Origin of the sequence: Kribbella sp. NPDC056345 (assembly GCF_042262745.1) — a bacterium.
Lineage (GTDB): Bacteria > Actinomycetota > Actinomycetes > Propionibacteriales > Kribbellaceae > Kribbella.
The window spans coordinates 52,717-65,879 of sequence record NZ_JBHJQQ010000010.1 but is presented as its reverse complement, the minus strand read 5'-3'; the positions used below and the strand labels follow the sequence as shown (position 1 = coordinate 65,879).

Below are 13,163 nucleotides of genomic sequence, written 5' to 3'. Positions count from 1 at the left end.
TGGTGGTCCTTAACATGTGAGTGGATAGAGAGTAGGGCATCAGGACCGGACAGCGCCGTCCATGATGCCGCTGATCAGCTGCCGGCCGAACAGGATGAAGACGAGCAGCAGCGGCACGGTTGCGATCAGCGTGCCGGTGAACATCAGCGTGTAGTCCGTGTAGTACTGCGTGGCGAGCTGACTCAGGGAGAACTGGACGGTCGGATTGTCCGCCTCCATCACCGCCAGCGGCCAGAGGAACTCGTTCCAGGTCCCCATGAACGTGAACAGCCCCAGTACGGCGGCGCCCGGGCGCAGTGCCGGCGCAACCACCCGGACGAACAGCCCGAACGTCGTACAGCCGTCCAGGCGGGCCGCTTCGATCAACTCGTCCGGTATGGCGCGTTCGGCGTACTGGCGCATCAGGAAGACTCCGAACGCCGACACCAGGAACGGGACGATGACAGCCTGCAGGTGGTTCTGCCAGCCGAGTTTCACCATCACCATGTAGAGCGGCACGATCCCCATCTGTACCGGCACCATCATCGTGGCCAGCACCGAGATCAGCAGCGCGTTGCGGCCGCGGAACCGCAGCTTGGCGAACGCGAACCCGGCCAGCGACGAGAAGAACACCACCGAGATCGTGACGCAGACCGACGCGATCGCGGAGTTGAGCAGACCACGGGCGAAGTGCGCCTCCTCCGCCTCCGGGCCGAAGAGCCGCTGGATGTTGTCGCCGAGGTTCCCGCCCGGGACGAGCGGCGGCGGGAACTGGCCGACGACATCGTTGGAGCGGGTCGCCACCACGAACAGCCAGTACAGCGGGAACACCGACAGCACCAGGCTGACCAGCAAGGTCAGGTAGACGAGGGCGTTACGGGGTTGCCTCATTGCGTTCCTCCCCGCAGCCGGCGGCCGATCAGCAGGTTGATGACACCGACGACCACGGTGAGCAGGAAGATCATCCAGGCGACCGCGGATCCGTACCCGTAGTCGAAGTTCTGGAAGCTCTGCTCGAACATGTACATCGCGATGGTCTGGAACTGCCGCAGACTGCCACCGGACACATCGCCCTGCCCGAACAGCAGCGGCTCGGTGAACAACTGCATCCCGCCGATGATCGACATCACCACGGTGAAGATCAGCGCAGGCCGGATCAACGGCACGGTGATGTTGCGGAACTGCCGGACCGCGCCGGCGCCGTCGATCTGCGCGGCCTCGTAGAGATCACGGGGGATCGCCTGCATCGCGGCCAGGTAGATCAAGGCGTTGTACCCCATCCATCGCCAGTTGACCATGCTCGACACCGCGATCCACGAGGACGTCTTGCTCGCTTGCCAGTCGATCGGATCGATGCCGACCAGCCCGAGTACGCCGTTCACGAGGCCGGCGTCACGGCCGTAGAGCTGACCGAAGACGATCGCCACCGCAGCGACCGACGTGACGATCGGCGCGAGAACACCGAGCCGAAACAAGAGCAGTGCTCGCAGCGGCCGGTTGAGCAGGGCCGCGACGATCAGCGCGAGGAGCAACTGCGGAACCGTCGCGAGCACAAGCAGCCCGAGCGTATTGACCAACGCATTCCAGAAGTCCGGGTCGCCGAGCAGCCGGCTGTAGTTCTCCAGCCCGACGAACCCGGCATCACCGGTCAGGTCCCAGGACCGCAACGACACCCACGCGGTGTAGAGGAGCGGGAAGAGACCGAACGCGGCGAAGAGCAGGAAGAACGGCGCGATGAAGACGTACGGCGACCCGTGCAGGTCGAAGCGGTTCCAGCGACTGGGGCGCGTCACTTGCCGGCGGCCCGCTGTGCGTCGGCCAGTGCCTTGGTCCAGGCCTCCTCGGATTTGAGCTTGCCCTGCTCGAGCGCGGTCAGTGCGTCCCCGATCGCGTCACCGACCTGCTGGTTCTCCGGGCCGAGGTAGACCGGCTTCAGCTCCTTGGCCGACTTACCGAAGATCTTGCCGACCGGCGCGTTGTTGAAGTACTCGTTCTTCGCGCCGGCCACAGCCGGGTCGTCGAGAGCCTGCGGCGCCGACGGGAAGTTGTTCTTCGCCTTGAAGGCCGCGGTCTGACCCTCCGGGCTGGTCAGGAACTTGGCCAGCTCGGCGGCCTCCTTCGGGTGCTTGCTCTGCGACGGTACGGCGAGGAACGAGCCACCGCGGACCGCCCCCTCCCCCGGCACCCGGGCGACATCCCACTTGCCGGCGTTCTCCGGACCGGCCTGGTCCTTGATGATGCCGAGCATCCACGCCGGGCACGGGATGGTCGCGAACGTGCCCTTCTTGAAGCCTGCGTTCCAGGCCGGGCTCCACATCTGCAGCTTGCCGGACAGCCCTGCGTCGACCATCTGCACGGTCTGGTCCCACGCCTTGCGAACGCCGGGGTTGGTGTCGACGATCAGCTTGTTGCTGCGATCGAAGTACGTCGTATCGCCCTGCTGCATCAGGATGTTCTGGTAGATCGAGCCCGACGTGTCGTAGAAGCTGGCGCCGGTGTTCGCAGCGGTGAACTTCTTGCCGGTGGCAAGGTACTCGTCCCAGGTCGGCCACAGCGCACCGACCTTCTCCCGGTCGGTCGGCAACCCCGCCTTCGCGAACAGGTCGGTCCGGTAACACATGCCCTGGGCACCGATGTCGGTCCCGAGACCGACGAGTTTCGAACCGTCGGTGCTGAGCGCCTGGTTCCACTTCCAGTCCAGGAAGTTGCCCTTCAGGCTGCCGGCTCCGTAGTCGAGGAGGTTGGCGAACTGGTCGGGCTTGGCCATCAGCTTGACCAGGATGCCCTCCTCCAGCGCGACCACGTCACCGGCGCCGCTGCCGGCGGTCAGCCACTGCTGCAGCTTCGGCGTGTAGTCGGCGAGCTTGGCGATGTTGTCGGCCTTGATCTTGATCCCCGGGTGCGACGCCTCGTACTGCCGGTAGAGGTCCTCGTAGCCGAACTCGCTGAACGTCTTCACGGTCAGCGTGATCGTGCCGTCGGCCGCCGCGTCACCACCCGAACCCCCGCACCCGGTCACGGCCACCAGGCCAACTGCGACTGCTGCCCACCACTTTGCCGACATCCTGACTCTCCTCGAAACTGGAAGAAACTGGGAGCGCTTCCAGCCGAAGGTAAGCGATTGCCGCCCGTTTGTGAACCCCCTTCTCAGTCTTGACACGGCCAGGCAGCCTCGGGACCATGGCGCCACCTTGGCTGCGGATTCCGCCCGGTTTCTGCAACCGCTCCCAGCGTTTCCCCGGAGGCAGTGCCCATGTCCTCAGCACGACGATCCGCCGTGATCGCCGGCTCCGCCGCGCTCACCGTCCTGGCCGCGACCCTCATCCCCAGTTCGGCCACCGCGGCCGATCCGCCGTACGAACGGATTCTGAACGGGACCTTCGACACCGAGCGGGAGCCCTGGTGGTCCAGCTCGAATACCCCGGCCGCGGTCGCCGACGGGCGGTTGTGCGCCGAGATCCCGGCCGGGACCGTCAATCCCTGGGACTCGATGATCGGCCAGGACGACCTACCGCTGGAGGAGGGGCAGCCGTACACGCTGAAGTTCGACGCGTCGGCCAGCAAGCCGATCCAGTTCAAGGCGGTTCTGCAGCAGCAGGGGCCGCCGTACGGGACAGTGCTCGGCCAGAGCGTGACGGCCAGTACGACGATGCAGAGCTTCAGCTTCACCGGCAACTCACCGGTGACCGACACGCACGGTCAGATGTCCTTCCAGGCCGGTGGCGCGACCGAGGCATACACGCTGTGTCTGGACAACATCTCGGTCACCGGCGGGATCGTGCCACCTGGTGGGGTACGCGACTTCGGCTCACCGGTCCGGGTCAACCAGCTCGGCTATCTGCCCACCGGTCCGCACCGGGCGACCTATGTCACCGACCAGACCACTCCCCTGGACTGGAAGCTCGTTGATGCCGGCAACAAGACGGTTGCCGTCGGCAAGACCACGCCGTACGGGCCGGATGCCTTGTCGGGCGACAGTGTGCAGCTGATCGACTTCGGTGCCTACAAGCGTTCTGGTACTGGCTTCCGGCTCGTCGTCGGCGAGGACATCAGCGAGCCGTTCGACATCGCGAAGAACCTGTACTCCGGCCTCCGGCAGGAATCGCTCGAGTACTTCTACAACAACCGCAGCGGTATCCCGATCGAGGCCAAGTACGTCGGCGACGCGTGGGCCCGCGCGGCCGGTCACCTCGGCGTCGCGCCGAACAAGGGTGACACCTCGGTCCCCTGCGTCCCCGGCAGCTGCGACTACATCCTGGACGTCCGCGGCGGCTGGTACGACGCCGGCGACCACGGCAAGTACGTCGTGAACGGGGCGCTCGCGGCCTGGCAGCTGCTCGACCTGTACGAGGAGTCGGACCGCAACGTCAGCCTGAGGATCCCGGAGAACGAGAACCGGGTGCCGGACGTGCTGGACGAGGCGAAATGGCAGATCGACTTCCTGCTCCGGATGCAGGTCCCGGCCGGTCAGCCGCTCGCCGGGATGGTGCACCACAAGATCCACGATGTCGCCTGGACCGGTATGGCGCTCGCCCCGGCCGCCGACCCGCAGCAGCGTTACCTCTACCCGCCGTCGACCGCCGCGACCCTCAACCTCGCTGCGATCGGCGCCCGTTGTGCCCGCGTGTACGCGCACTGGGACCGCGCATTGGCTGCTCGCTGCCTGTCGGCCGCGCAGACGGCTTGGAAGGCCGCTGAGGCGCATCCGGCGATCTACGCGCCGGGCGGCGGCGTGGGCGGTGGCCCGTACGACGACGTGAAGGTGACCGACGAGTTCTCCTGGGCCGCGGCCGAGTTGTTCGCTGCCACGGGGAAGGCGTCGTACAAGCGTCGCATCACGACCGGGTTGAAGGCGGCTGACGGGTTCTCGTGGCAAGAGACCGGTGGGCTCGCGGATCTGGCGCTCGCCCGGGTGCCGTGGCGGCTGTCGATCATCGAGCGGCTGAAGCTGGTGCAGCGGATCTCGACCGTTGCCGACAGCTACCTTGCCGATCTGCGGTCGCAGGGCTACGCCAATCCGTACAAGCCGGCCAACGGTCAGTACGTGTGGGGATCGAACAGCGGTACGGCGAACAACGCGATGATTCTCGCGATTGCGGCCGACCTGACCGGGCGTTCGTCGTACCGGTCGGCGGCGTTGGAGTCGCTGGACTACCTGCTCGGGCGGAACGCGATCAACCAGTCCTACGTGACCGGGTACGGCGAGCGGGACAGCCACAACCAGCACCACCGGTTCTGGTCCCATTCGCTGAACCCGGCGTATCCCTCGCCGTACCCGGGCTCGCTGGCCGGTGGACCGAACTCAGGGCTGCAGGATCCCGTTGCCCAGCGCAACCTTCAGGGGTGTGCCCCGGCCAAGTGCTACATCGACGAGATCGGCTCGTACTCGACCAACGAGGTCGCGGTGAATTGGAACTCCGCGCTGGCCTGGCTGACGACGTACGCGGACGAAAGCTAGTTAGGGGAACCGGGACGCCATCGCGATGCACGCACCGGCCGAGGCCAGCGTGAAGAGCATGGCGATCCCGGCGAACCGGGAGGTGACTTCCTTGTCCACCTCGTCGTACCCGACCGAGGAGCCGATGTCCTTGTAGACGTCCTCCAACTCACCGGCCGACTCCGCGGTGTAGGCCTTGCCGTTGCTGATCTCGGCGACGCTGCGGAGCTCGGCCCGGTCCGGTGGGACCCGCTGCCGGATCCCGTCCATCTCGATGAAGCCGGAGTCGGTACCGAAGCAGATCGTGTAGACCGGCGTCTTCTTGGCCTTGGCCGCCTGCGCGCCTTCCTGCGCGGTCCGGCCGACCGTCCGCTTGCCGTCCGAGAGCAGCACGATGCGCGCCGGGGCCGGGTCGTTCGGGTGATCCGGATCCGGCGGGACCTGGGTGAGGGCCTGCAGCGAGGTGAAGATGCCTTCACCGGTCGCGGTCGACTCGGCCAGATCCAGACCGTCGATCGACCGCAGCACGGTCGCCCGGTCGGTGGTCGGCGGCACGATGATGGAGGCCGTCCCGGCGAAGTTGACCAGGGCAACGTTGAACTTGCCGGGCAGCTGGTTGACGAAGTTCTTCGCCGACTTCTTCGCCGCCTCCAGCCGGTTCGGGTCGATGTCGGTGGCCATCATCGACAGCGAGACGTCGATCGCGACCACGATCGTGGCCCGCTCGCGCGGCACCTTGACCTTGTCCTTGGGCTGCGCGAACGCCACGATGCAGGAGATCGCCGCCAGCAGCGCGAAGGTGACCGCGAGGTGCCGGCGCCACTGCGGGCGGCGCGGCGCGACCCGGTCGAGCAGCGCGATGTTGGTGAAGCGCAGCGCGTACTGCGAGCGGCGGTGCTGCAGGTACAGGTAGACCGCGACGACCGCCGGGATGAGCAGCAGGAACCACAACCTGCTCGGAGACAGGAACTCCATCAGCGCGCCACTCCCTTCGGCGGTTGGTGCAGACGCGGAGCCATCCGCCGGTAGGCGAGCACGAACCGCACGGTGTCGGCGACCCAGTCCCGGTCGGTCCGCAGGACCAGATGGCCCGCACCTACCCTACGCAGGGCGATCCGGGTTCGTTCCCGCTGTGCCAGGGCTGCGGTCGCGAAGGCCTCGCGGACCTTACGGCGGCGGGTGTCGATCTCGCGGACCTGACCGGTCTCCGGGTCGCCGATCATGACGACGCCGATATTCGGCAGCTCGAGCTCCCGCGGGTCGACGATCTCCACGGCGAGCACCTGGTGCTGTGCGGTCAGCTTGCGCATCGCGCGCTCCCAGGACGGCTCGAGCCGGCTGTCGACCTCGCCGTCCTCGGGGGTGAGGAAGTCGGAGACGATCACTCGCAGACCACGCTTGCGTTGCGTCCGGGCCATCGACTCCAGGGCCGCGGCCAGGTCACTGCGCTGCGCCGACTGCTCGGCGGTGAACTGCTCGGCCAGCAACGCGCGGAGCAGACCGTACAAGGCAAGGCGGCCGGAACGCGCCGGCCAGCGCCGCAACGAGGAGTCCCGCAGCATCAGTCCGCCGAAGCGGTCACCGAGCCGGTGGGTCAGGAACCCGACCGTGGCCACCGCGGCGACCGCGAGCTCGCGCTTCTCCAGCGTCGACGTCCCGAAGTTCATCGAGCCGGACAGGTCCACCATCGCCCACGTCTCCAGCTCACGGTCCGCGATCAGGTCGCGCACGTGCGGGATCGTCGTCCGCGCGGTCACCGCCCAGTCCATCCGCCGGACGTCGTCGCCGACCTGGTACGCACGTGCTTCGGCCAGCTCGGTCCCGGGCCCCGGCAACAGGCCCATGTGCTCACCGTGCAGATACCCCTCGAGACGCCGTACGACGGTCAGCTCCAGCCGCCGCAACGCACGCTCGGGCGCGAGCTGCGAGATCGTCATCGCGGCTCGCGGATCGGGACGGTTGGCCACTAGACGAACTCCGGGCGGCCGCTGCCGTCGCTGCCGTCGCGCCAGACCGGCTGCGGCGGCGGGACGGTGGCCAGGATGCGCTCGACGACCGCGCGCGGGTCGATGTTGTCGGCCACCGCGTCGAAGGTGAGGCCCATCCGGTGCCCCATCACGTCGAGCGCGACGGTCTGGATGTCACTCGGCAGCAGGTAGTCGCGGCCGTGGATCAGCGCGAGGGCCCGGCCGGCCGAGACCAGGCCGAGCGTCGCCCGCGGACTGACACCGAGCTCGATGATCGGCTCCAGGTCGGGCAGGTGGAAGTCGGTCGGTGTCCGGGTCGCCATCACCAGGCGAACGGCGTACTCCGCGACGAGGTTGTGCACGAAGACCTGCTCGGCCGTCCGCTGCAGCTCCATGATGGTGTCCGGCTGCAGCACCGGCCGCGGCTCGGGCGGGTCGACGCTCATCCGGCGGAGGATCTCGAACTCCTCGTGCCCGCGCGGGTGCGGTACGTCGATCTTGACCAGGAACCGGTCCCGCTGCGCCTCCGGCAGCGGGTAGACGCCCTCGGACTCGATCGGGTTCTGGGTGGCGATCACGATGAACGGCTTCGGCATCGGGAAGGTCTGGCCGCCGATCGACACCTGCCGCTCGGCCATCAGCTCGAGCATCGCCGACTGCACCTTGGCCGGGGCCCGGTTCACCTCGTCGGCCAGCACGAAGTTCACGAACGTCGGGCCGAGCTCGATGTCGAACTGCTCACGGGTCTGCCGGTAGATCCGGGTCCCGACGATGTCGGAGGGGACCAGGTCGGGGGTGAACTGGATCCGGGCGAAGGTGCCGCCGACCACACTCGCGAAGGTCCGCACGGCGAGCGTCTTGGCGACCCCCGGCACACCCTCGAGCAGGCAGTGACCCTTGGCCAGCAGCGAGACCATCAGCGTCTCGACCATGTGCTCCTGACCGACGATCACCCGCTTGACCTCGCTGAGTGCCTCGCCGATCAGCCGGGACTGCTGCGCCACAGCTGCAGCCGGCACAGTGGTTTCGGTCATGCCTGTCCTTCCGGGGTCCACAGTGCGGACCTTGTCACTCCCCGATGCGTTCGACACCGGCCATTCCATCAGATCCGTGGGTCCGCCGCTGCATGGCCCACCGCGCCCATCCTCCCCGGCGGGTCAAATCCCGGGGCTGGCACGCCCTCGGCGACAGTGCTACCAGGGATGTGGTGGGATTGGGGCGATGACTGCGACCGAATCCCAGACGGAGGTGCAGCCGGCCGAGCCGCCGGTGGACGCACCTGCGTCGCTGATTCCTGCCGCGCTCCCGCTGCAGCCGGAGGATCCGCCGCGGGTCGGCGAGTTCTGGTTGCGGGGCCGGCTGGGGGCGAACGCGGCCGGTTATCTGTACACAGCCAGTGACGAGCGCGGGCGGAACGCCGTGGTCGCGATGATGACCGAGGGTTCGGCCGACGACGCGGCCGCCCGGGACCGGTTCGTGTTCGCGGTCGACTCGCTGCCCGAGGACGTCGTACTGGCGCACAACGACGAGGACGACGACGACCTCGCGCTCTGGGCCGCGCTCGGGCCGATCCGCGAGGACGACGGGTCAAGCGCCGCGTCGGACGAGCGGCTGCTGGCCGAGCGCCGCGGTGAGGACGTGCTGTCCGCCGTACTGATGGACCGGATCCCGCAGCCTGGGCGGCGCCGGGGGCCGGAGTTCAGGCACTACTGGGAGAACCGCCGCCGGCCTGGGCTGTTCCGGATCTGGCCGCTGCCCTGGCCGACCGCTCTGCGGCCGGCCTCCTGGGCTGCCATCTGGTACGCACTGGCCACGATGCTGCTCCTGATGGCGCTGTCGCTGTTGCTGGCCTGGTTCCTGTTCAAGGACTCCCCGCCGCTCGACCCGCCGCCGGTGATCCCGACGCCGACGAACACCGTCACCACGACGATCACGCCGACCACACCGCCACCAGGCACCGAGAACCCCACACCGGACCCGACCGGGTCCGTCCCGATCACCCCGGTCCCGACCGGGCCGCCCAGTGCGACCAACCCGGGCGACAAGTTCTAGGCCTGTTGCGGTTCAGGCTTCCTGCGCAGTGTGAGCAGACCGATCAGGCTGATCACGGCCCAGCTGCCTTCGAGCAGCAGGAAGCCCCAGGACGATTCCTGAAGGGCGATCAGGGCCAGCAGGCCGGAGCCGAGGAAGTTCAGCAGCTGGTAAGTGAGGGTGCGCTGACGCAATCGTCCGGCCTGGGCGGCCGCGAAGGCGATCAGAATGACGAGCGCACCGACGATTTCGAGAACGTCGACAACATGCATCGGAACTGCCCCTCCAAGGGGCGGACGTCGTCTTTTCGCCAACCGGGTACGACGTCACTCGTCCGGGGCCCGCAGTAGCGCGGGACCTGTTTTCTACGATAGCAAACGCAGAAGCTCCGGATCCCGCCACAGATTCGCCGGTACCGGTTGCCGGACGAGAGCTGCGTCGGCCCGGATTTCCGCCGGGCTCGCGGCCGAGATCAGCACCGAGGTGACCGCCGGATGCCGGGCGGGGAAGGCGAGTGCGGCCTGCGGCAGCGAGACGCCGTACCGCTCGCAGACGGCCGAGATCCGGCGGGCCGGCACGCTGTCGGTGTGCAGCACCTCCGGTGACAGCACGCCGGACACGATGACCGAAACTCCGCGCGCAAGGCAACGATCCAGCAGCGGCCGCGAGCTCTGGTCGAGCAGCGAGAACTGGCCGGCCAGCAGGACGCAATCCAGCCGGTGGTCGCGGACGAGCCGATCAAGCGCTTGCCAGTCGGTCGATGCGGCACCGATCGCCTTGACCACGCCCTCGCGGCGCATCCCGTCGAGAACAGGGAGGGCGGCCTCGAACGCGCCCGGCTCCTGCACGAGCACAAGATCCACTGCCAATCCGAGCCGCTGTACGCTCCCCCGGACCGACTCCGCGGCGTCCGCGCCGACCACCTTGGTGGACACCAGGAACTCACCGCGCGGGCGGCGGCCGAGCGCCGTACCGAGTCTGGCTTCGGAGTCGCCGTACGCCGGTGAGGAGTCGAAGAACCGGATTCCTGCCTGGTACGCCGCGTCGACGGTCGCGATCGCGGCGGCGTCACCGTCCGGTTCGCCCAGACGCGAGCCGCCGAGGCCGAACCGGGGTGGGCGGAACTTGTTGACGGCCTGAGGTGCGAGCAGGTGGCTCGGGGCTGCCATCGCATCCACCTCTCCCTTGGCTATATGTACTAACCAGGATCGGTGGTTTGCGACGTGCTCGCACCTCGGGTCCGAGTGTCAGCGGCCGGAGTTGTACAGGTTCTTGACCTCCTGGTCGGTGAGCGCGCGGTCGTAGAGGTGCACCTGGTCGACCGTGCCGTCGAGGAAGTCGACCTGGTTTCCGCCGAACTTGGCTCGGCCGATCACCGTGTTGCCGGTTGAGGTCGAGTCCAGGGTGCAGGCGGATTTCGCGGCCACCGGCTGACCGTCGACGTACAGGCGTAGTTCACCCTTTCCGGCGTCCCGGACACCGGTCACGTGGTACCACTGGTCGGCATTCGGCTTGGTCGGCGCGAGGGCGCGGACGCCCGGGAAGCTCATCGCGAACCGCTGGTCAGCACCGGAGTACTGCAGGAAGAACGCGCTGTCCCGATCACCGTCCTGGCTGACGAAGGTCTGGAACCCGTCCACCTTGTTCAGCTTCACCCAGGCACTGGCCGAGTAGTTGCCGTTCGTGTCCAGCAGCGCGGCACCAGTGTCGACGTACTGGTTGGATCCGTTCAGCGCAACGCCTTGACCATTCTTGCCGGGGGCAAAGGTCGCACCGTTCTGCAGCGTGGCGTCGTTGTTGCCGACGGCATCTTCGGTGCTGCCGTCGAGCGGGTAGAAGTGGATGCCGTCGGCACCGGGTGTGCCGGGACCGGGGTTCGGCCCGCCGGTTCCGGTACCGTCCGCCTCCGCGATGATCTGCTCGTTGATCGTGCGGACCTGGGCGAAGTCCATCTTCGGGACCTGCCGGTCGTAGGTGAAGAAGCCGTTCAGTTCACCCTCGACATCGGTGATCTGGGTGTAGACCGAACCGCTGATCCCGCACTGGTTGGCCGATTTCAGGACGTCGCGCTGATTCTCGACGTACCGTCTGGTCAGCGTGGCCTTGTCCGGCGTCATCTCGTAGGCGAAGCCGTCGCCGAACCACATGTGGTCCTGCGTCTTCAGGCCGAATCCGCCGTGCTCGCCGTCGACCGCGGCCCGCTCACCCGCCGGGGACGGGGTTCCCGGGCCGAGATAGGCGTGGTGGTCGAGGAGGTCACCGCGGGCCGAATCGCCCTTGGAGGCACAGCAGTTCACACCGCTGTGGGCGTTGACGAGCCGGGACGGATCCTGGGCCTTCACCGCATCGGCGATCTTGCCGGTCTCGGTCTTGTCCCACTCACCCCAGCCCTCGTTGAACGGGACCCATACGGTGATCGAGGTGAAGCTCTTGTGCTCCTCGATCATCTCGTGCAGCTCGGACTTGAACTGTGCACGCCACGGCTCAGGGATCTCCGCGGTCTTGCTCGACGGCATGTCCTGCCACACCATCAGTCCGAGCTTGTCGGCCCAGTAGTACCAGCGATCAGGCTCGACCTTGATGTGTTTGCGGACGGTGTTGAAGCCGAGCCGCTTGTGCTGCACGAGATCGAAGGCGAGCGCCTCGTCGGTCGGCGCGGTGTTGAGACCGTCCGGCCAGAAGCCCTGATCCAGCGTGGACAGGTTGAACAGGACCTTGCCGTTGAGCCCCATCCGAAGCTTGCTGTCGGCCCCCTTCACCAGGCCGACCGACCGCATCCCGGCGTACGAACCGACCTCGTCGACGGTCTTGCCGCGGCGATCGATCAGGCGGACCTTGAGGTCGTACAGGAACGGCGTATCGGGGGTCCAGGCCTTCGGGTTCGGGATCGGCACCCGGAGCGCGGTGTCGGCCTTGCCCCGGACCTTGCTGACCTGACGACGACCGTCGTACGCCGTCACCTCGACGTCGAGGCCGGCCGGGCCATCGGTGTCCGCGGTGACCTTCAGTGCCTTGCCGGGGAGGTCCGGGGTGAGCTGGAGGCGCTTGATGGACGCCGTGTTGACGGGCTCCATCCAGACCGTGCGCCAGATGCCGGAGCTGCCTTGGTAGAAGATCCCGCGGTCGCCGACCTTGCGCTGTTTGCCGATCGGCTGGAAGGTCTCGTCGGTGAGGTCCTCGGCCCAGACGATCAGCTCCTGCGGACCGCTGCTGTGCAGGTAGTTCGTGACGTCGACGTCGAAGCCGTCGTACCCGCCGCGGTGCGTACTGGCGAGGCGGCCGTTGACCCAGACCTTGGCGTCGTAGTCGACCGCACCGAAGTGCAGGACGAGCCGCTGGCCCTTCCAGTGCTGGGGGACGGTGAAGGTCCGGCGGTAGAACATCCGGTCCTCGTGCCGCTGGATCCCGGACAGCGCGGACTCGATCGGGTAGGGCACCAGGACCTTCTCGCCGAGCGTGCGGCCGATCGGGGGCTGCTCCCCCGGCGCTGCGGCCGCGAACTCCCACAGACCGTTGAGGTTGCGCCACTCCGGACGGGTCAGCTGGGGCCGCGGGTACTCCGGGAGCGCGTTGGACGGTGTGACGTCGTCGGTCCAGGGGGTGCTGAGCGGCGGGGTTCCGCGCTGCCAATCGGCCGGGGCGGCCTGCGCCGTCGGTACGAGGGTGGTCGCGGGGGGCCGCGCGGCGGCCCCCCCGCCCAGGGTGAATGGGTGTGCGATGAGGGGGGGGGGGAGGGGGCCAAAAGAAAA

At 67.8% G+C, this 13,163-nt stretch carries 11 protein-coding genes and 1 riboswitch; of the genes, 2 read left to right on the top strand and 9 right to left on the bottom strand.

Annotated elements, in window-relative coordinates:
- Positions 1 to 39: 39 nt before the first annotated feature.
- The 3 genes from ACFCV3_RS30955 to ACFCV3_RS30945 are packed head-to-tail and all read right to left on the bottom strand — an operon-like array spanning position 40 to position 3,043.
- Entirely contained in the window at positions 40 to 870 is an 831-nt protein-coding gene (locus tag ACFCV3_RS30955; RefSeq protein WP_132407269.1) for a carbohydrate ABC transporter permease, read from the bottom strand.
- Positions 867 to 1,772, bottom strand: a complete 906-nt coding sequence (locus ACFCV3_RS30950; RefSeq protein ID WP_376035822.1) for a carbohydrate ABC transporter permease — start codon at positions 1,770 to 1,772, stop codon at positions 867 to 869. Before ACFCV3_RS30950 ends, ACFCV3_RS30955 begins: the two co-directional genes overlap by 4 nt.
- Positions 1,769 to 3,043, bottom strand: a complete 1,275-nt coding sequence (locus ACFCV3_RS30945; RefSeq protein WP_376035820.1) for an extracellular solute-binding protein — start codon at positions 3,041 to 3,043, stop codon at positions 1,769 to 1,771. Before ACFCV3_RS30945 ends, ACFCV3_RS30950 begins: the two co-directional genes overlap by 4 nt.
- Before the next feature lie 189 nt (positions 3,044 to 3,232).
- Between ACFCV3_RS30945 and ACFCV3_RS30940 the strand changes: the two genes are divergently transcribed.
- The gene (locus ACFCV3_RS30940; protein WP_376035818.1) at positions 3,233 to 5,437 is read left to right on the top strand and encodes a glycoside hydrolase family 9 protein; all 2,205 of its coding nucleotides are present in this window, start codon (positions 3,233 to 3,235) and stop codon (positions 5,435 to 5,437) included.
- On the opposite strand, the gene ACFCV3_RS30935 is transcribed toward ACFCV3_RS30940, so the two are convergent.
- The 3 genes from ACFCV3_RS30935 to ACFCV3_RS30925 are packed head-to-tail and all read right to left on the bottom strand — an operon-like array spanning position 5,438 to position 8,417.
- Positions 5,438 to 6,391 carry a VWA domain-containing protein gene (locus ACFCV3_RS30935; protein ID WP_376035816.1) on the bottom strand — a complete coding sequence of 318 codons (954 nt, stop codon included), beginning with the start codon at positions 6,389 to 6,391 and terminating at the stop codon, positions 5,438 to 5,440.
- Positions 6,391 to 7,353 carry a DUF58 domain-containing protein gene (locus ACFCV3_RS30930; protein ID WP_132407303.1) on the bottom strand — a complete coding sequence of 321 codons (963 nt, stop codon included), beginning with the start codon at positions 7,351 to 7,353 and terminating at the stop codon, positions 6,391 to 6,393. The genes ACFCV3_RS30935 and ACFCV3_RS30930 overlap by 1 nt, the downstream gene beginning before the upstream one ends.
- Before the next feature lie 29 nt (positions 7,354 to 7,382).
- Entirely contained in the window at positions 7,383 to 8,417 is a 1,035-nt protein-coding gene (locus ACFCV3_RS30925; RefSeq protein WP_376035814.1) for an AAA family ATPase, read from the bottom strand.
- Positions 8,418 to 8,604: 187 nt separating this feature from the next.
- On the opposite strand from ACFCV3_RS30925, the gene ACFCV3_RS30920 reads away from it, so the two are divergent.
- Entirely contained in the window at positions 8,605 to 9,435 is an 831-nt protein-coding gene (locus ACFCV3_RS30920) for a hypothetical protein (RefSeq protein ID WP_376035812.1), read from the top strand.
- On the opposite strand, the gene ACFCV3_RS30915 is transcribed toward ACFCV3_RS30920, so the two are convergent.
- From ACFCV3_RS30915 to ACFCV3_RS30905, 3 genes are all read right to left on the bottom strand, one after another.
- Positions 9,432 to 9,686: a hypothetical protein gene (locus tag ACFCV3_RS30915; RefSeq protein WP_376035811.1), complete on the bottom strand. Its 255-nt coding sequence runs from the start codon at positions 9,684 to 9,686 to the stop codon at positions 9,432 to 9,434. The two genes, ACFCV3_RS30920 and ACFCV3_RS30915, sit on opposite strands and share 4 nt — an antisense overlap.
- A gap of 21 nt (positions 9,687 to 9,707) precedes the next feature.
- Positions 9,708 to 9,775: riboswitch (guanidine-III (ykkC-III) riboswitch) on the bottom strand.
- 4 nt (positions 9,776 to 9,779) lie between these two features.
- Entirely contained in the window at positions 9,780 to 10,583 is an 804-nt protein-coding gene (locus ACFCV3_RS30910; RefSeq protein ID WP_376035809.1) for an aldo/keto reductase, read from the bottom strand.
- 78 nt (positions 10,584 to 10,661) lie between these two features.
- Positions 10,662 to 13,163: LamG-like jellyroll fold domain-containing protein (locus ACFCV3_RS30905; protein WP_376035807.1), on the bottom strand; the 2,502-nt coding region annotated here is incomplete at its 5' end.

Bases quoted from the DNA above. Each gene is read 5' to 3' on its own strand.
- ACFCV3_RS30955 (WP_132407269.1), bottom strand. From the start codon at position 870: ATGAGGCAACCCCGTAACGCCCTCGTCTACCTGACCTTGCTGGTCAGC.
- ACFCV3_RS30945 (WP_376035820.1), bottom strand. From the start codon at position 3,043: ATGTCGGCAAAGTGGTGGGCAGCAGTCGCAGTTGGCCTGGTGGCCGTG.
- ACFCV3_RS30940 (WP_376035818.1), top strand. From the start codon at position 3,233: ATGTCCTCAGCACGACGATCCGCCGTGATCGCCGGCTCCGCCGCGCTC.
- ACFCV3_RS30935 (WP_376035816.1), bottom strand. From the start codon at position 6,391: ATGGAGTTCCTGTCTCCGAGCAGGTTGTGGTTCCTGCTGCTCATCCCG.
- ACFCV3_RS30930 (WP_132407303.1), bottom strand. From the start codon at position 7,353: ATGACGATCTCGCAGCTCGCGCCCGAGCGTGCGTTGCGGCGGCTGGAG.
- ACFCV3_RS30925 (WP_376035814.1), bottom strand. From the start codon at position 8,417: ATGACCGAAACCACTGTGCCGGCTGCAGCTGTGGCGCAGCAGTCCCGG.
- ACFCV3_RS30920 (WP_376035812.1), top strand. From the start codon at position 8,605: ATGACTGCGACCGAATCCCAGACGGAGGTGCAGCCGGCCGAGCCGCCG.
- ACFCV3_RS30915 (WP_376035811.1), bottom strand. From the start codon at position 9,686: ATGCATGTTGTCGACGTTCTCGAAATCGTCGGTGCGCTCGTCATTCTG.
- ACFCV3_RS30910 (WP_376035809.1), bottom strand. From the start codon at position 10,583: ATGGCAGCCCCGAGCCACCTGCTCGCACCTCAGGCCGTCAACAAGTTC.